Genomic DNA, 18,124 nt, shown 5'->3' with positions numbered 1-18,124 from the left:
TAATCCGCCAAATTTTGATTAAATATTTCTGTTAACGGCATTCGCAACAAGCTTAGCCTTGCCTATCAGTTCGCTGAAGGTATCATATTTTAACGACTGAGCACCGTCGGAATAGGCTTTTTCCGGCATCGGATGGACCTCTATCATAAGTCCGTCAGCTCCCGCCGCTATAGCCGCGAGCGAAAGCGATTCTATATAATACCATATCCCCGCCGCGTGCGAAGGATCAACGATAACCGGTAGGTGTGAAAGCCTTTTTAAAACCGGAATAGCGCTTAAATCAAGCGTATTTCTGGTCGACGTTTCATATGTCCTTATACCCCTTTCGCAGAGTATTACGCTTTCATTGCCGTTTGACATAATATATTCGGCAGACATCAGGAATTCCTGTATAGTAGAGCAGAGACCCCTTTTAAGTATTACCGGTTTTTTAACCCTTCCGACCTCCTGAAGCAGTCTAAAATTTTGCATGTTCCTTGCACCGACTTGTATTATATCGGCATAGCGGCATACAAGGTCTAAGTCTCTCGGATCCATTACCTCCGTAACAACTAAAAGCCCAGTTCTCTTTCTGGCCTCCCCTAAAAACTTAAGTCCCTCTTCGCCAAGCCCCTGAAACGTATAAGGACTCGTTCTCGGCTTAAATGCCCCGCCCCTTAGAATCACCGCTCCGGCATCTTTGACGTTTTCGGCTATATCCGTAATATTCTCAAGTGTTTCGACCGCACAAGGCCCCGCTATTATGGCTATTTTATCACCGCCTATTTCGACATTCCCGATCTTAACAATGCTTTTTTCCTTACCGATTTCTTTAGACGCTAATTTATACGGCTTGGATATTCTAATTGCCTTATCCACCCCCGCAAGCGCTTGCGCTTCTCCAAAAAATGTTTTAACGGCATCTTCATGCCCTATGCAACCTACAATGGTAACATCGGCACCCTCGGAAATGTGAGGCTTAAGACCTGCCTGCTCTATTTTTTTCAAAACATATTCAACCTGATCTTCCGTTACTCCCTTTTTTAAAATCAAGATCATCTATCCCCCCTATTAAACCGAATTTTAATTATTTTCCGTTACTTTCAAGATTTATTTTACTCCATTGAAAAAAAATTGTAAAACCTTAAATAATCCTATGCAACACCCTGATCAACTTAATGTTATCGGCATGCGTACCGATAGTGATTCTAAGCATGTCGTCATATCCAAACCTATCCATCGGCCTTACTATAATGCCTGCATCCAAAAGCTTTTCACATATATGTACGGCTTTTTGCCCTTTTAGTTTTACCAATATAAAATTAGCTCCGGTCTCTATAAATTTTATATCCATTTTTCTAAACTCTAAGTAAAGATAATTCTTCTCCGCTTCGTTTGTTTCTATTACCTTCTTAACATATCCGTCGTCTTTTAACGCCGCAATGGCACCGACTAAAGATAATGAATTAACGTTAAACGGCTCTCTAACCTTATCCATTAAAGAAATTAACTCTTTGTGCCCTATTCCGTAACCTATCCTGAGTCCGGCCAATCCGTAAACCTTAGAAAATGTCCGTAAGACAAGCACATTTGGAAAATCGGCGATATCCGCCTCGTCTATTAACGAATTTCCGAAGTATTCGATATAGGCCTCGTCTATTACAATTAAGACATCATCTCTAACTTTTTTAATAAAGTCTACAATCTTATCGTTTGAAAAAAAAGTTCCGGTAGGATTATTCGGGTTTGATATGAAAACAATTTTAGTTTTATCGTCTATTAATCTACGCATATCGTCTAAATCAAGCGAATAGTCCTTCAATTCGCTCATCTTTAACTTTAAGCCTAATTGTTCTCCGGCAAGATAATATGCCACAAACGACGGAAAAGGAGAGAGCAGGTTTTCGTTCCTTTCGCAAAAAGTTCTGACGGCTATGTCTATTAATTCATTGGAACCATTTCCCAATATAAAATTTTCCGGCTTTAATATACCAGTCTTTCGGCTGTTTTGCCCGGTATCTTTATTTTCGTTTCCGGCTTTATTTCTGTCTGAATTAAAAAACCCGACGAGCCCTTGTTTTAGGTAAAACCCGGAACCGTCAGGGTATCTGTTTAAGTTCTTAAGATAGGCCCTTATCGCCTTAACGGCTTCCGGCGACGGTCCGAGAGGATTTTCGTTTGATGCAGATTTTACTATATGTTTAATCCCCTTCTCTCTTTTGACCTCTTCGATCGGCTTTCCGGGAATATAGGGATTAATTTTATAAATATAATCCGGCGCTTTAACGTTAAAGGATTTCATGGACTATTTATTTTATTTATTATTTATGCTTTTTACCTGTGTGAACCGGTGAATTTAAGAGTCGCGGCGGGTTTCTTAAGCGAATAATCCTTCGGTTTTGCTATTTTTTTGATGTCTTTGACTGTGTCTTGAATAATAGACCTTTCATATATCTTAACCCATGCGCAGTCCAAATTTTCGTCTATCTCGCATTTATAATTTTTCATGCCGCCGCAAGGACCGTTTAACAAACCTTTTGGGCATAATGTTACGGGACATATTCCGCCTGTTTCGTTTAAAACACAGTTACCGCACAGCGAACACATCTCTTTCAGCGAGGACAGATTTTCGATATTGCCTAAAAATACGGTATCGACACCAGAAACTATTTTTATTGTATCCGGCAAAACGCCGACAGCCGACTGTACTCCGCTTCCGCATGACAAAACCAAAGCCGTTCCTGCATTAGATATACCCTCTTTATTATCCCTTACCGCTTTTCTTACCTTTTGAAAATGACACATGGCGTCTATTACGTAAGTCCCTTCTATCGTAATATTTTTATCTTCTAAAATAAGGCGCATAGCTTCAACTTCTTTGCGTCCGCCCGTCCTTGAAGTATCCGAACAAATGCCGCACCCGAATATAAAAACAGAGCCTTTTATCTTTCCGATAATTTCGTCTAATTTTTTCTGTTTAGTTACAATCATTTTGTTTTATATAAATAATGGTTAAATCAGACATGCTTCCGCGGGTCTTTGTTTTTTTTCATCATTACAGATTTAACCGTATTTTCCATCAAAACAGCAACGGTAACCGGACCGACCCCTCCCGGCACAGGCGTTATTTTGGAGACTTTATCTATAACTCTGTCATAATTGACGTCTCCATAAATTTTTCCATTAATATTTGAAATTCCGACATCTATTACAACCGCTCCTTCCTTTATGAAACTCTCATCTATCAAATGCATTTTGCCTGTAGCAGATATTAAAATATCCGCTTTTTGCGTAAAAGATTTAATATCTTTCGTAAAAATATTAAGAGATACGACCGTAGCAAATCTATTTATAAGCATAAGGGCCATAGGCTTGCCCGCGATATTGCCTTGCCCTATTATGACGCAATTTCTTCCTTTGACGGAAATATCGTAGTAATCCAACATCTTAATTATTCCGTATGGAGTACAGGGGTAAAAAGGAGAATTATCCGTAAATATTTTTCCGGTGTTTAGGGGATGAAAACCATCCACATCCTTAGCCGGGCTTATTGCCTCCATTACAGTTCTTTCGTCAATATGACGCGGAAGAGGCAATTGAACGAGTATGCCATGGACAAGGGGATCGTTATTTAATTCCTCTATTCTGTTTATAAGATCTCTTTCGGTAAAGGATTCTGGATAAACGTCCTTCTTGGATAATATTCCGCACCTATGTGCAGATCGTTCCTTATTTTTTACGTATACTACGGAAGCATGGTTGTCTCCAACGAGAATAACCGAGATTAGCGGAATAATTCCTTCACTTTCAAGCCTTGCTATCTTTTTAATTAAAGACGCCTCTATCTCCTCGGCAATTAATCTTCCGTCTATTATTTTTTCTTTAGGATCGGGATTATTTTCGGTCATTAATCTAAAAATAGGCTAAATTAAAGCATATCGAGCAATGTTTTCATCGGCAATCTTTTGAATTTTTTCTATCTCCGCCTTGCCTGCTTCGTCCTTAAACAGATGTTTAAACCTTCCCTGAAGTTTAAGGTATTCCTCCACCGGAACCCTTCTGCTTATCTTTTTAACGGAAATTATTTTATCGTATTCTGCCTCAAACAGGGGATAAAGACCTGTTTGAACGGCAAGCTTGGCAAGCTTAACGGAATATCTCGGCTCATATTTCCAACCGGGAACGCATGGAACATCCACCTGTAAATATTTAGCGCCCTTTATGGACTTTGCCTTCTTAACCTTTTTCTGGAGATCCAATGGATAGCCCGCCGAAGCTACCGCCGTATAAGGAATTCTATGTGCCATAGCAATTTCCGGCATATATTTTTTAGGTCTGGAATTTCCAAAAGACTCTTTTCCTGACGGACTCGTGGTAGTATAAGCATTTAATGGGGTCAAACCGCTTCTTTGATAACCCGTATTCATATATGCACCATTATCGTAACAGATATACAATATATCCTGATTTCTCTCGAACATGCCACTAAGTGCCTGAATCCCAATATCCGCCGTCCCGCCATCCCCGCCTTGACCAAGAACGGTAATACCGTCTTTTTTACCTGTAATTTTAAGTGCGGCTTCTATTCCGGAAGCCACTGCAGCAGAATTTTCAAAAAGGGAATGTATCCACGGAATCCTCCATGACGATTCCGGATAGCGTGTAGAAAAAACCTCAAGACACCCCGTCGAAGTGGCTGCAATCGTATTTTTACCCAGAACCTCCATGATCAGCTTAACGCTCATAGACTGAGCGCAACCGGAACAAGCGGTATGCCCCATAGTAAAAATCCCGTTATGTGTTTCCTCTTTTGTCAGCATATTTATTTTTCTTTTTATGTTTATTTTATTTACTACTTTTTATTCAAGTCGGCGCAATCCTATGAACTTACCGTCGACGTTCTCTTCTCTTTCCGCTCTCATGGCAAGGTCGTATATATTCTTTGGAGTAATATCCCTGCCCCCAAGACCGAGAATATATCCGTTAACGTTGATCGAAGTCATTTTATTCTTATATAAGGTATCTCTAATTTCCACTGAAAGAATACCCCCTTTTCCCGGAGATACGGCTTTCTCTATTACTATGACATTTTCTGCGTTTCTAAGGGCGGAAACAATCTCGTCTTCAGGAAAAGGTCTAAACGAACGTATCTTTAAAACGCCTATCTTTTTGCCCGATTCTCTCAATTCGTCAACCGCATCCTTTATAGTTCCGATTACGGAACCCATCGCTATTATTACGGTATTTGCATCATCCATCTTATAAGTATCCGTTAGAGCCCCGTGGAACTTACCGAACATATTTTTAAAGTCTCCTGCTGCTTCTACTATAACCTTTTTTGATAAGTTCATGGCATTATAGAGATTGTATCTGGATTCCATATAAACCGACGGCTCGCCGAGCGTCCCGAAAGAATAAGGATTGTCAACATCGAGTTTATATTTCATATTTAAAGGGGGAAGATATTCTCTCACCTTTTCTATAGAGTCTATCGTTTCTACTATTTCAAAAGTATGCGTTAAAACAAAGCCATCCACATTGACCACTACCGGAAGCATTACGTCGGGATTTTCGGCGATTTTAAACGCCTGAATATGCATATCGTATGCCTCTTGGTTATTCTCCGCAACTAACATAATAGCCCCGGTATCCCTTATCGCCATTGCATCCTGCATATCGTTCCAGATATTTATCGGTGCGGAAAGCGCCCTGTTTGCGACAGTCAAAACAACCGGAAGCCTCATGCCCGCAATATTATATATGACCTCTTCCATATATATAAGCCCTTGGGAAGCCGTAGCCGTGTAGGTTCTAACCCCGCAAGCACTTGCACCCAGAACGACCGAAGCGGCGGAATGTTCGCTTTCGACCATAATAAATTCGGATTTCAGATTGCCGTCGGCAACCATTTTTGAAAGATGTTCAACTATGTGTGTCTGCGGCGTTATAGGATAAGCCGAAATAACATGCGGCTCCACCATTCTGACACCATCGGAAACAGCCATCGAACCTTCAAGAACCTGTCTCATATCGTTATATCCGCCATTATATTATATATATTAAAATTATTTTTCTACAAGAATCATTTCTATGTCGTTAACCGGACACTCTTCAACGCATATCGCACATCCCTTACAATAATCGACATCGTAATCGTATATTTTTGTTTTCTTGTCGCCGTAAACAACGCCTTCCGGACAAAAATAAATGCACAGATTGCATCCCGTACATTTTTCATGTTTAAACACGGGGTTTTCATTTGCAAAAGAACCGGTTTTATTCAGAAGCGCCGTCCCCGGCATAGCGATAATTCCGATCTTAAAATCCACTCATGTCTCCCTTTATGTAATTATAAGCAACCTGAGCCGCTTCCGCATTGAGCCTGCCCAACTTTGAACCGAACCTGTTTTCTATTTCTTTTTTAATAGATTCTATATCGACGTCTCTGCTTATTGCAGAAAAAGCCCCAAGTAGTGTAGTATTAACAATGGGTTTATTCAAGATTTTAAGCGCGATTTTTAATGCAGGAAATAAGATAACACCTTCTTCACCGACTCCACCGAGCTCTTCGATAATATCCTTCATACTTATTTCGGAATTTATTAAAATCTTTCCGCCTTCCTTAATGCCTTTGTAAACCGGAACCGACTTAATAATAGTTGCATCCTGAACTATTATATAGTCCGGATCATATATTTGATGCCTCGTTCTTATAGGTTTATTGGAAAACCTCACAAAGGCCTGAACCGGGGCACCCGTTCTCTCCGATCCGAATGACGGAAATGCTTGACAGTAATTTCCATCGTCAAAAAAACTTAAAGCGAGAATGGAAGCCATCGTAACAGAACCTTGACCACCCCTGCCATGTATCCTAATCTCTTTCATCATGAAATCATCCTTGGTTTTTTTATATGCAATAAACCACAAAGATCTTAAAAAATTTTATATTGACGTTTCAGAGATTATACATTTTCAACCCCACCTATGTCAATAATTTTCCTAATTTTACGAATTTCTATTTTTCAAATTCGTCTAAAAAATAGGGAATTTTATCCTCTATGCCGTATGCCATTACATGGATCCCGTGTACCATATGTTTTAATCTCCTTGCAATCCCGGCGGCAATTTCAATCCCTTTTTTTAATGGTTCACCCGCATTTTCAAGCTCGTTTATGATCCTGTCGGTTATATAAATTCCCGGGATGGATTTATTCATAAAACGGGCTGTTTTTGCGGATTTTAATATATATATTCCTGCAATGATCTTAATATCTTTATATTTTTTATAAAAATCGTAAAATTTGCCGAACTTATCCGTATCAAATACTGCCTGAGTTTGAAAGAAATTGCATCCGGAGTCTATCTTTTTTTCAAATTTTATGAGTTGCGGTTCCAGCGGAACAGATTCCGGGTTGACCGCCGCCCCAATATAAAAATCAGTGCAACCGGCAAGTTTATTACCGTTCATATCTACTCCGGAGTTCAATCCTTTTATTATTTCGATTAAGTTAACCGAATCTATGTCGTAAACGGCCTTTGCGTGCTTGTGGTCTCCGAATGAAATATAATCGCCGGTGAGGGTTAAAATATTTTTTACTCCAAACGCGGCAGCACCTAATAAGTCCGATTCTAAGGCCATGCGGTTTCTATCCCTGCACGTCTGCTGAAAAATAGGCTCTCCTCCAAATTGTTTTATGCAAATGACTCCGGCAAGGGAAGACATTTTCATATTTGCGCCCTGATTATCGGTAATATTAAATGCCGTAATACGGTCCTTTAATAATTCATACGTAGCCCGTATTTTTGAAATGTCGGTTCCTCTTTCCGGAGACAATTCCGATGTATAAACAAACTTGCCATTATTTAAACCTTCTTTTAGTTTATTACCGGATTTCAAATTAATAGGCATCATAAAATTACTCCCTCCTCCCCGTCAAGGACATGCCGACATACGAATTATATAATCTTTGCGGCGGATTCGTATGAACCCAATACCTTTATAAATATAGTATAACTTTCTACGGCCTTTAATGTCTCCTTAAGTTTTTCATCGGATTCATGGGAACTTACGTCTATAAAAAACAGATAGTCCCAGTTAAACTTTTTAGAAGGCCTCGATTCTATTTTGGTTATATTAATTTTATTTTCAAAAAACGGTTTCAAGATTTTATATAACGCTCCTACAGAGTTTTTAATAGAAAATAAAATAGATGTCTTGTCGTTACCGGTTTTAGATGTTTTTTCGCCGTTAGAAATAATTAAAAATCTCGTAAAATTATTGCCGTAATCCTCAATATGCGGAAACAGCACGTTCATGCCATAAATCCTACCGGCAACCTCCGATGCTATTGCAGCGGAGCTATCATCCCCATGTGCAGTAATACAGGCGTCTGCGGTCGAAAAAGCATCTATCAGTTTCACGTTTTTAAAGTTTTCTTCGAGAAATTTTCTACACTGGCCAAATGCCTGGGGATGGGAATAAATCCTTTCAATCTTTTCTATATCTCCTTTCCTTGAGAAAAGAAAGTGACTTATAGGTATAACCTCTTCACCTATAATGGTTACATCGGAATTCACAAACATATCAAACGTTGCATTGACCATGCCTTCTATCGTATTTTCCACAGGAACAACGCCGTAATCGGAAAATCCCTTCGATACGGAGCTGAAAACATCGGAAATAGTCTTAGCCGGCATAAGCATTCTGGAGAAACCAAATCTTTTAATGGCGGCAAGGTGTGTAAATGTCCCCTTGGGACCAAAATAGCTGACCCTTATGCCGGACTGTACGGCAATGCAGGCAGAAATTATCTCTCTAAATATATTCTGTAAATGCTCGTCTTTTAACGGTCCTTCGTTGCTACCCGTTATATTTTTACAAACCTCGCCTTCCCTTGAGGGATTATAATACGTTTTATTATTCGAAGACTTTACTTGGCCGATATTTAAGGCAATTCTACCTCTTTCGTTAAGAAGTCGTACAATCTCGCGGTCTATTAAATCAATATCGTTTCTTAATTTTTTTAGTTCGTCCATTCCATTGTTAATTTAGCGGTTTATTTTTCTATTTTCTCTTTAAACGTAGTGTATTTTACATAATTTTTTAAGAAAAGCAAAGTGTTTTATATATCCGCAAAGAAGCGAATAGGATATTGCCCTGTCACTCTTTCTTTTTTTCCTTGACGTAGGAGATTATAAGCGAAACGAGTTCGTCATTAGACTCCGTGGCAAAAATATTCTGAGCATGTACACTTCCCTTAAAAAAATGAAGGGTTTTAGGGGATTCGGTGATCTCATGCATTTTTCTTATGCCTTCCGCAAACTGCTCGCCTTCCGTCCCAAGATAATGAATCGGCACATCTATGAAACTTACACCTTCGATAAAAACGGGAGACAAAACGATAACCGATTTTATTTCCGAGGGCTTATATAGCTTAGATGCGTTCAATACCGCTCCGCCGCCCATACTTGAACCCAAAAGAGTAATGCTTTTTACAAAATCCAAACCCTTGGCAAAATTGACTGCCCCTACGATATCCTCTCCGTATGCATTTGCGCCGGCACTTCCCTGCTTTGAATTTCCGTAACCTCTAAAATCAAACGACAGGGACGATATCTTATTTTTCAAAAGAATATCGCACAGGTCGTAGTAGCTTTCTTTATTAAAAACCCTTCCGTGTGCCGTTATGACGATATTGGGATAAGAACCGAATAAAGACCCCTTGATATCCCCGCCGTCAGCAGTTTCAAAATCAACATCTCTAAAATTCATGTTCATAACCGTTCACCTTAAGTTTATTATGCTATATTCATAATAATATCACTTAAATATCGGGTGTTTATTTGCAAGAACCTCATTAACTCGCCCCACCTTGGTTTTTTGAGGAGATTTAACCGCTTTAAGCTTTTTAATCTTAAATCTGATCGCCTCTACGGCTTTTATAAAACTGTCCAAGGTCTTTACCGATTCGGTTTCGGTAGGCTCTATCATAATTGCCCCGTGAATATTTTTGGGAAAATATATGGTAGGCGGATGAAAACCGTAATCTATCAAGAGCTTTGCAAATTCAATGGTAGATATGTCGTTTTTCTCAAGCGCCGCATCATTAAAAACGCATTCATGCATGCAAAACCCTTTCTCAAAAGGATCCGAGCCTTCAAGTATCTTCCCGAGCTTTTTCTTGATATAATTCGCATTCAGTATTGCAATCTCGCTTACTGACGAAATATTATCCCTCCCTAGGGAGAGAAGATATGCATACGCCCTTACAATGACGGCGAAATTACACAAAAAAGGCGCAATTCTTCCTATGGTGTGCTCTTTATCTTCCGAAATTTTATAACGGGCGTTGCCAAAATTTACATACGGTACAGGCAAATATTCTTTTAATAAATCGACAACCCCTATCGCACCGCTTCCGGGTCCGCCTCCCCCGTGAGGCGCAGAAAACGTTTTATGCAGATTAAGCTGAACCATATCTATACCCATATCGGAAATCTTCACATTGCCTATAAAGGCGTTAAAATTAGCCCCGTCCATATAAACAAGTGAACCGTTTTCATGCATAATTTCGCTAATCTTCTTTATGTCCTTTTCGAAAATCCCAAACGTATTCGGATTAGTAATCATTATACCTGCAACATCTTTGGAAATATATTCTTTTACGTCTTTGGCATTTAGGGTTCCGTCCGTGCCTGTTTTAATTTCTACGGGTGTGAACCCCGCCAAAACCGAACTCGCGGGATTAGTTCCATGAGAGCTATCCGGAATAAGTATTATTTTCCTGCTCTCGCCGTTGGAATCAAAATATTTTCTAATAATCTTTAATCCGGAAAATTCCCCTGCCGCGCCGGCTTGAGGTGCAAAACCAAATTCGGCTAATCCCGTGAGCTCGCATAAAATAAGATTGAAATCGTGAATAATCTTCAGCGCCGGTTGAACTAAAAAATCAGGGGTCAAGGGGTGCAAGTTTTTTATGTTGCCGAGTGAAACTATAGTCTCGTTTATTTTAGGATTGTATTTCATCGTACAAGAACCAAGCGGATAGAAAACCGAATCTACAGACATATTCCAGCTTGAAAGCCTGGTAAAGTGCCTGATTACCGTTGGTTCTGACACCTCCGGAAGCCTCGGCGCCTTTTTTCTGATAAATTTTTTATCTATATACACCCCTCCGCTCTTTTTTAAATCGGAGGAATTTAAGCCGGAGCATGGGATGCTTATACCTGTAACACCCTTAGAGCTTTGCTTGCTTAACAGCTCTTCGTCGAAAAACAAACCTTTAATTCCCGGAAATTTTAACATATTTATTATTTTAACCCCATTAATCCGGCAAATACATATACTGCCGTTTCCATATCCCTTACGTTAAAACCGCTTTGGCATTTTCTACATACCCGTCTATATCGCTCAGATTATTATTCTCTGTTACGGAAATTAAAATATCGCTTTCTGAAATTTCTATTCCCGCCAAAATCTCTCTTTTCGCCATATCCTCTATGAATCTCGCAACGTTGACGCCGTTATTCAGAATTCTTAGAGAAAATTCGTTAAAAAAATCACCCGAATATAGCAACTTGAAAAGTTTGGTTTCTAATAACTTCTCCTTCAATATATGAGATAATTTGAGATTTAAAAGCGATATTTTACTGAATCCCTCCTTAGAGCAAAGAGATAAGTATATCGCCGCCCTGACTGCGTTCAAAGAGCTATTGGTACATATATTGGAAGTTGCCGCCCCTCTCCTTATGTGCTGCTCCCTCGTAGAAAGAATAAACGAGTAAGCATCTTTGTTTCTATTATCTTTTGTTTTACCGACTATTCTCCCGGGCATTTGCCGAACATACTCTTTTTTTGCACCGAACAATCCCAAAAGCGGTCCCCCAAAATTCATATAATTTCCGAAAGAATTTCCTTCTCCGGCAAATATATCGACATTATAAGACCCGGGTGGAGATATGACTCCAAAGCTGTAAGGTTCGGTGGAAGACGCAATAAAAAAGGGTCTCGGATTAAAGCCGTGAATAACCGGCTCTAATTCTTCCAGATCTTCTATTACTCCAAAATAATTGGGCTGCTGAACTACTACCGTCGCCCCGCTTTTGCCTTTCAATCTTAGTTTAAGCTTCAAATCTTCTATATTCGTCCTGCCCGTTTTATCATTTAATACGACATTTTCTATTTTTATGCCGGTATCGCCTATAAAGGTCTTAACAACCGAAACAAAACGTGGATTCACACCTTCAGAAATTAGAATTAAATTATTATTGCCCTTAGAAAGCCTTATAGACATCAAAACCGCTTCCGCCAAGCTTTCAGCCCCATCATACATAGAAGCATTTACTACATCCATTCCGGATATTTCGGCTATCATAGACTGAAATTCGAACAGCGCAAAGAGCGTACCCTGACTGACCTCCGGCTGATAGGGCGTATAAGGCGTATAAAATTCCGACCTTGAAATCAAGCTGTCTACTGCCGCCGGGATGAAATGATTATATATACCGCCGCCGGCAAATATAGAAAATTTATCTTTATCGGGAAGATTTGAATCAATATCGGAAAAAAACCTGTATAGAGTCTTTTCGTCCATATATTGCGAAAGTGTCCTTAATAGACTTTCGTCCATTAGAGGAATATCTCCCATAATCCTGCTGAAGAGCTCATTTTTATTCTTTATTTCTATAATACGATATAGCCGTTTAATGTCTTTTTCTGAATTGGGAAAGTAACGAAAACTATTCATGAATGGAGGTTATAAAAGATTCATACGCATTTTTGTCCATTAGCCCATCCATATCGGAAGAATCTGACACCTCTGCCTCGGCGATAAAACCGGTATCGTAGGGTTGTTGGTTGATCAGTTCGGGGTTATCGTTTAATTTGGAATTGATGGAAATAATTTTAAGACTAACGGGTGCATAAATTTCCGAAACAGACTTGACTGATTCTATTTCTCCTATTTTATCGCCCTTCTCGTAAGTCTTGCCTACCTCCGGAAAAGAAACATACACTACGTCTCCCAGTTCTGATTGCGCAAAGTCGGATATCCCGACATAAAACTTATCGTTTGCATTCTTTGCAATCCATTCATGGGACTTTGCAAAATAAAATTCACCGTTTATCGCCATTTTTGAACCCCTTTGATATTTACGCTCTAATATTTTTTATTATTATCACAATATTCGGCATTCGTTAAACGAATGTAGTCTGTTTCGTCCCGGCTAGTTCTAATTTTCTGATTTACGATCTCTTAAAATTTCGATGAAACGGAGGCGTAACCACCTCTGCCTTTTCGAAGTTGCCTCTAATATCAATAAAGAAGTCTTTCAAAAATAAAGGATCTATATTGGCATCCGAAAGATAAGCACTGCCTATCGGAAATTTATTGGACGGACTGTAAGTTCCGCTTGCAATACATCCTATCGGCTTAAGATTATTGTCTAAAATTCTTTGCAGATGCCTTGGTATCTGTTTGCCGGAAAGTTTAAAAAAAATTAACCTCTTTTCTTTATTTTTAATATTGCTTAAAGCCTCTTTGCCTATGAAATTTTTAGTCGTTGAAAGGTATTTCTCAAAGCCTGCGTCATACGGATTAATGGTTTCGTCAAGTTCATGTCCGTAAAGAGGCAGAGCAGCCTCAAACCTCAAGGTATCTCTTGCACCTAAACCTATGGGAATAAGGTTTGAAAGACGCGAATTCTTCAAAAGATAATTCCATAAAACAACTGTTTTTTCGGCGGACACGAACATCTCGAACCCGAATTCCCCTGTATAACCGCTTCTTGATATTAACGCCTCTACATTAATATCCTTAAAAACAGCACAACCAAACTCGAAGTGCTTCAATTCTTTGACCGGTTTAGCATTAAACTTAAAGTCGAATAATCCGCACTTGCCCTTATTAACGGCATCGCTCGCTAAAGAATATACCAAATCCCTCGATTTTGGTCCCTGCACGGAAAGGAGACCCACCGTTTCGCTTATATTTTCTACCGTAACATCGTTCCCTGCTTTTTGAAATTCGATTTGTTGATAATGCATCCATGAAAAATCCTTTGGGGTATTTGCGGCATTTACTACCGCCATATAATCGCTATCGGAAAACTTAAAAACCGTAACATCGTCTATTATCCCGCCCTTCTCGTTCAATATTAACGAGTACATGATTTCCCCATTCCTTATTTTCGATACGTCTGCCGTGAAAATATAATCCACAAAAGAACTTGCGTCCCTTCCCTTTATAATTATTTCTCCCATATGGCTTATGTCGAAAATTCCGGAATCGTTCCTTACGTTTAAATGCTCTTCTATAATGCTTTTATAATAAAGAGGCATAAAAAAACCGGCAAAAGAAACAATCTTTGCACCTGCCTTAACATGCTCGTCGTATAAAGGTGTCCTTTTATTAACTCTGGCGTCCATAATAATATTGTTTCCTAATTTAAATTTACTATACTCATGATTTTCCGTATCTAATCATTATCATAGATGTTATTATAATGAGTCGGATACCTAATGTCAACTTTTACGACATACCTATAATTAAATAGGTCTCCCCCAATAAATAAGCTTGCATTAAGATTTAAAAAAATATACAATAATTCCCTGCAAGTTATTATAGTGATTACAGCGGGGTGGAGCAGTCCGGTAGCTCGTTGGGCTCATAACCCAAAGGTCGCAGGTTCGAATCCTGCCCCCGCAACCAATCAAAGCTGTTGTCATCATACTTTGTCTTATGAATTCAAAACCTAAATGTAAACAATCAGGCTTCCCGCTTCATGGCATTGTAACTGACAGTAATCGTATACCGCCCAGAAATGAGGATACACTGTTTGCCCCTAAAACCATAGTTTCCAACATTAAAATCACTTTAAGCATTAGAAGAAACAGAAATGTCTCGGGGTGAGAGAGAAAATAAATATATCCGATACCGTCTTTTAAGTAAACTTTCCTTATCCCGAATAAGCCTCAAACAATATCTCGATAGGATGCAAAACCTTTTTACCCGTACCCATTTCTATCTGGTCGGAGGCTAACGGGCAATCGGATATATAATAATCCATTTTCATTGAATCTATGTCTTCGAATAAACTTTTACCTACCCCTAAAGCATATTCAAAAGTCTTTTTTTTCACGCCGAAGGTTCCGTCGTGTCCCGAACATTTTTCAATAATCTGAACGCTCGTTTCGGGAATAAGCCTTAGAAGATTTAATGCTTTATAACCGACATTTAAAGACTTTAAGTGACATGAAATATGATATCCTATTTTGCCCATAGATTTTTTAAAATCGGTATTAAATTTTCCGTTTTGATATAGGCGGTATAAATACTCATGAATATCAAAAGTTTTATTTGCAATCGCGACAGCATCGTCTGAATCCGGCAATAATAAAGGATATTCATGTTTTATTTGCATTGCGCATGTCGGAACCGGAACGATTATATCAAAACCGTCTTCGACATATTTTTTTAAATTTTTTATATTATATTTCGCTTTTTTAATAGAATTATCAATATCCCCCGTGTCGTAATAAGGTATACCGCAACACTGGATGTCGGGGAGTTCGACATATACGTTATTCTTTTCAAGAACTTTTATTAACGCAATACCCCTGTCTAAAAAATTATAATTTAACATACAAGTATAGAAAAGGACGACCTTGCCGTTAAATTTATTTACATCCGAAACGGTATCATCTATTTTATAGTTGCCATGAAACCACTTCTCAAAACTAATTTTATTAAAAGAAGGAACCTTAGCTCTCTTATCTATCCCCATAACAGGTTCTAAGATATAACGAAACAGCTTCATATTATTAAGCTTATTCACAATAGACGCAACAGGAATAGAGCTTTTTCCCATCTTGTCCGTATCGACAAGCAGCTTATCTCGAATTCCCGCTCCTTCTTTTTTAAATCTGAATATTTTATATCTTAACGCCAAATGGGGGAAATCGACTTTCCATTCATGGGGAGGCGTAAACGGACATTTGAAATAACACTGTTTGCAATAAAAACAAAGATCCAAGGGTTTAATAAGTTCTTCTTGCGTTAAAGCCTCAATATCGTCGCTCTTATCGTCAACGGCATTAAACAGGGCGGGAAAAGACGGGCAAAATCCTATACATAATCTGCAGCTCTTGCATTTTGAATATACCCTTTTAATTTCATTAAAAAGATTTTTTTCATCCAAAAAATCGGTGTCTCTTATATTGAAATTTTGGGTAATTTTAGGATCGGCATCCGTCTTATACATAAACAAAACCCTGCAATCGAACTTAAAATTTTATTTAAAGTTGTCTAAAATTTTCTTAAACCTTTCGGCATGTGACTTTTCGGCCTTAGCAAGCATTTCAAACCATAAAGCAATGTCTTCAAATCCTTCTTCTTTTGCCGTTTTCGCAAACCCCGGATACATTTCCGTGTATTCGTATGTTTCTCCTGCCAACGAAGACTCAAGCATTTCTTTTAACGTACCTATGGGTTTACCCGTAGCAGGATCCCCTCCTTCATATTTTTTTAAATAATCGAGATGTCCGAAAGCGTGTCCCGTTTCGCCCTCTCCCGTTTCTCTAAAATTATTAGCCACATCCGGATACCCTTGTATATCGGCTTCTTTGCCAAAATATAAATATCTTCTGTTTGCTTCCGATTCCCCTGCAAACGCAGCCTTTAAATTCTCGAAAGTTTTTGTTCCATGTACTGTTTTAGCCATGACTTACAACCTCCTGTTTAGATTAATTAGGACCAGAAAGATAAAGATTTCCTATAAAAACAAAGCATCGTGAAAATTAAATCCGTTTGCGGACCTGCTATAAAATAACATGTCCGTATCCGTAAACTAATTCCTGAGTGTTGCAATTATTCTTTTTGAATTTAAGAATAAGTTTAATGCATCTTCTATTTTCGGCACTATTACGTCACAATGCAATAGCGCCTTGACGGAAAGCCCTTCAACACCCACAATACCTATTCCTATAACACCCTGTTTAAGCATCTCATGATCGTTGTAACCGTTACCTACGATTGCGGTTTCGGGATATCCTAATTTGTAGACTATTTCTTTTTTTTTGTCGGCAGAGTTTTCACCACTTATTATGAATAGTTTGGCATTTATATCTTTTACCATGTTTTCGGCGGTTCCGAATGTATCGGATGTTATTATATATATCTCTACAATCTTAGATAATTTGTTTAAAAGGATTTTTACGCTGTCTCGAATTATTCCATCTTCCGAAAGCGTTCCGTTCATGTCAAAAACTACGTTTTTTAATGTTACTTCGGCATTTCCAGGTATATCGATTTTTATCATATCCACACCCCTTCCGCACTATTAATATAAATATTCTCTAAATTATGCATCGGTTACGGCGGCGGTATATAAATCCGTTAACGTCTCGATTAAAAATCAAACAATATATTATGTATACCACCGTTTGACCAAATAATCAACTCAAGTTAAAGTTCTATTTTTTATTAATGGAGTGAGGGGTTAAGCAAACAAACCGTTTTCTACCAGTTCGCAGATAATGTGAGCAATTAGAATGTGTTGTTCCTGAATCCTAGGTGTATCTTTGGATGGAATTTTAATTATCAGGTCGCACATGTCGGACATTTTTCCACCGTCACTGCCCGTAAAACCTATAATTTTCATACCCGTATCCCTCGCAGTGATTATAGCGGATATAATATTTTTAGAGTTTCCGGACGTGGATATTCCCCAAAATATATCGCCTTTTCTTGCATTTGCTTCAAGCTGACGGGAAAAAATAACCGAAAAATCATAATCATTAGCTATTGCCGTTATATCAGAGGTATTTACGGTAAGGCTTTCTGCGGCAAGTGCTTTCCTTTCTCTGTAAAACCTCGAGACAAGTTCCGCCGTAATATGCTGGGCATCTGCCGCCGAACCGCCGTTTCCGGCAATAAAGATTTTTCCGCTATTATTATAAACCGATATGATTGCTTGAGACATTGCACTCATCGTTTTTATTATTTTTTCGTCTCTTACCGTTAGTTCAAGTAGTGCTGCCGCTTCATTAAACCTCTTTATAATCAATTTTTTCATTTCGTATTTTATATTTCATTTAAAATTAACTAAAATTATAGCATATTTTTTATTTTTAAATATGGGTATCCGA

Annotated in this window: 19 protein-coding genes and 1 tRNA gene; 1 reads left to right on the top strand and 19 read right to left on the bottom strand. The window is 38.6% G+C overall.

What is annotated here, in order from left to right; all coding sequences use genetic code 11:
- Nucleotides 1–18: 18 nt before the first annotated feature.
- From aroF to gcvT, 15 genes are all read right to left on the bottom strand, one after another.
- Nucleotides 19–1,038: a 3-deoxy-7-phosphoheptulonate synthase gene (aroF, locus tag ACMCNP_RS07700; RefSeq protein WP_419316046.1), complete on the bottom strand. Its 1,020-nt coding sequence runs from the start codon at nucleotides 1,036–1,038 to the stop codon at nucleotides 19–21.
- Between the two features lie 85 nt (nucleotides 1,039–1,123).
- Nucleotides 1,124–2,281, bottom strand: a complete 1,158-nt coding sequence (hisC, locus tag ACMCNP_RS07695; protein ID WP_419316045.1) for a histidinol-phosphate transaminase — start codon at nucleotides 2,279–2,281, stop codon at nucleotides 1,124–1,126.
- Between the two features lie 32 nt (nucleotides 2,282–2,313).
- Entirely contained in the window at nucleotides 2,314–2,970 is a 657-nt protein-coding gene (locus ACMCNP_RS07690) for a methylenetetrahydrofolate reductase C-terminal domain-containing protein (protein WP_419316043.1), read from the bottom strand.
- Nucleotides 2,971–2,996: 26 nt separating this feature from the next.
- Nucleotides 2,997–3,887 carry a bifunctional 5,10-methylenetetrahydrofolate dehydrogenase/5,10-methenyltetrahydrofolate cyclohydrolase gene (locus tag ACMCNP_RS07685; protein WP_419316041.1) on the bottom strand — a complete coding sequence of 297 codons (891 nt, stop codon included), beginning with the start codon at nucleotides 3,885–3,887 and terminating at the stop codon, nucleotides 2,997–2,999.
- A gap of 15 nt (nucleotides 3,888–3,902) precedes the next feature.
- Nucleotides 3,903–4,799 carry a thiamine pyrophosphate-dependent enzyme gene (locus ACMCNP_RS07680; RefSeq protein WP_419316039.1) on the bottom strand — a complete coding sequence of 299 codons (897 nt, stop codon included), beginning with the start codon at nucleotides 4,797–4,799 and terminating at the stop codon, nucleotides 3,903–3,905.
- A 39-nt stretch (nucleotides 4,800–4,838) separates the two neighbouring features.
- A complete protein-coding gene (locus ACMCNP_RS07675) occupies nucleotides 4,839–6,008 on the bottom strand; it encodes a transketolase C-terminal domain-containing protein (RefSeq protein ID WP_419316037.1) in 1,170 nt (389 codons plus the stop codon).
- 36 nt (nucleotides 6,009–6,044) lie between these two features.
- Complete coding sequence (locus ACMCNP_RS07670; protein WP_419316035.1) at nucleotides 6,045–6,308, bottom strand: 4Fe-4S dicluster-binding protein; 264 nt, start codon at nucleotides 6,306–6,308, stop codon at nucleotides 6,045–6,047.
- Nucleotides 6,298–6,867 carry a pyruvate ferredoxin oxidoreductase subunit gamma gene (locus tag ACMCNP_RS07665; RefSeq protein ID WP_419316033.1) on the bottom strand — a complete coding sequence of 190 codons (570 nt, stop codon included), beginning with the start codon at nucleotides 6,865–6,867 and terminating at the stop codon, nucleotides 6,298–6,300. The genes ACMCNP_RS07670 and ACMCNP_RS07665 overlap by 11 nt, the downstream gene beginning before the upstream one ends.
- A 127-nt stretch (nucleotides 6,868–6,994) precedes the next feature.
- Entirely contained in the window at nucleotides 6,995–7,891 is an 897-nt protein-coding gene (locus tag ACMCNP_RS07660) for a methylenetetrahydrofolate reductase (protein WP_419316031.1), read from the bottom strand.
- A gap of 44 nt (nucleotides 7,892–7,935) precedes the next feature.
- Nucleotides 7,936–9,015: a prephenate dehydratase gene (pheA, locus tag ACMCNP_RS07655; RefSeq protein WP_419316030.1), complete on the bottom strand. Its 1,080-nt coding sequence runs from the start codon at nucleotides 9,013–9,015 to the stop codon at nucleotides 7,936–7,938.
- A 124-nt stretch (nucleotides 9,016–9,139) separates the two neighbouring features.
- Nucleotides 9,140–9,757, bottom strand: coding sequence for an alpha/beta hydrolase (locus ACMCNP_RS07650; protein WP_419316029.1), 618 nt, complete (start codon nucleotides 9,755–9,757; stop codon nucleotides 9,140–9,142).
- A gap of 42 nt (nucleotides 9,758–9,799) precedes the next feature.
- Nucleotides 9,800–11,284, bottom strand: coding sequence for an aminomethyl-transferring glycine dehydrogenase subunit GcvPB (gene gcvPB / locus ACMCNP_RS07645; protein ID WP_419316027.1), 1,485 nt, complete (start codon nucleotides 11,282–11,284; stop codon nucleotides 9,800–9,802).
- Between the two features lie 58 nt (nucleotides 11,285–11,342).
- Complete coding sequence (gene gcvPA / locus ACMCNP_RS07640; protein ID WP_419316025.1) at nucleotides 11,343–12,725, bottom strand: aminomethyl-transferring glycine dehydrogenase subunit GcvPA; 1,383 nt, start codon at nucleotides 12,723–12,725, stop codon at nucleotides 11,343–11,345.
- Nucleotides 12,718–13,110 (bottom strand): glycine cleavage system protein GcvH, encoded by a 393-nt coding sequence (gcvH, locus tag ACMCNP_RS07635; RefSeq protein ID WP_419316023.1) that lies wholly within the window; start codon nucleotides 13,108–13,110, stop codon nucleotides 12,718–12,720. The genes gcvPA and gcvH overlap by 8 nt, the downstream gene beginning before the upstream one ends.
- A gap of 112 nt (nucleotides 13,111–13,222) precedes the next feature.
- On the bottom strand, nucleotides 13,223–14,404 hold the full coding sequence (gene gcvT / locus ACMCNP_RS07630; RefSeq protein ID WP_419316021.1) for a glycine cleavage system aminomethyltransferase GcvT: 1,182 nt from the start codon (nucleotides 14,402–14,404) through the stop codon (nucleotides 13,223–13,225).
- Nucleotides 14,405–14,610: 206 nt separating this feature from the next.
- On the opposite strand from gcvT, the gene ACMCNP_RS07625 reads away from it, so the two are divergent.
- Nucleotides 14,611–14,687, top strand: a tRNA-Met gene (locus ACMCNP_RS07625).
- A gap of 247 nt (nucleotides 14,688–14,934) precedes the next feature.
- Here ACMCNP_RS07625 and ACMCNP_RS07620 read toward each other — a convergent pair.
- The 4 genes from ACMCNP_RS07620 to ACMCNP_RS07605 all read right to left on the bottom strand — a co-directional run bounded on the left by ACMCNP_RS07620 (nucleotide 14,935) and on the right by ACMCNP_RS07605 (nucleotide 18,051).
- Nucleotides 14,935–16,239 carry a heterodisulfide reductase-related iron-sulfur binding cluster gene (locus tag ACMCNP_RS07620; protein ID WP_419316019.1) on the bottom strand — a complete coding sequence of 435 codons (1,305 nt, stop codon included), beginning with the start codon at nucleotides 16,237–16,239 and terminating at the stop codon, nucleotides 14,935–14,937.
- 30 nt (nucleotides 16,240–16,269) lie between these two features.
- Nucleotides 16,270–16,698, bottom strand: a complete 429-nt coding sequence (locus tag ACMCNP_RS07615; RefSeq protein ID WP_419316017.1) for a rubrerythrin family protein — start codon at nucleotides 16,696–16,698, stop codon at nucleotides 16,270–16,272.
- A gap of 126 nt (nucleotides 16,699–16,824) precedes the next feature.
- A complete protein-coding gene (locus ACMCNP_RS07610) occupies nucleotides 16,825–17,295 on the bottom strand; it encodes an HAD family hydrolase (RefSeq protein WP_419316015.1) in 471 nt (156 codons plus the stop codon).
- Nucleotides 17,296–17,475: 180 nt separating this feature from the next.
- A complete protein-coding gene (locus ACMCNP_RS07605; protein WP_419316013.1) occupies nucleotides 17,476–18,051 on the bottom strand; it encodes a D-sedoheptulose-7-phosphate isomerase in 576 nt (191 codons plus the stop codon).
- Between the last annotated feature and the right edge of the window lie 73 nt (nucleotides 18,052–18,124).

The organism is Candidatus Acidulodesulfobacterium sp. H_13, from assembly GCF_048541835.1.
In the GTDB taxonomy this organism is placed as follows: Bacteria; SZUA-79; SZUA-79; order Acidulodesulfobacterales; family Acidulodesulfobacteraceae; genus QIJE01.
The sequence above is the reverse complement of the archived record's forward strand: the minus strand, read 5'-3'. Positions and strand labels throughout refer to the sequence as shown.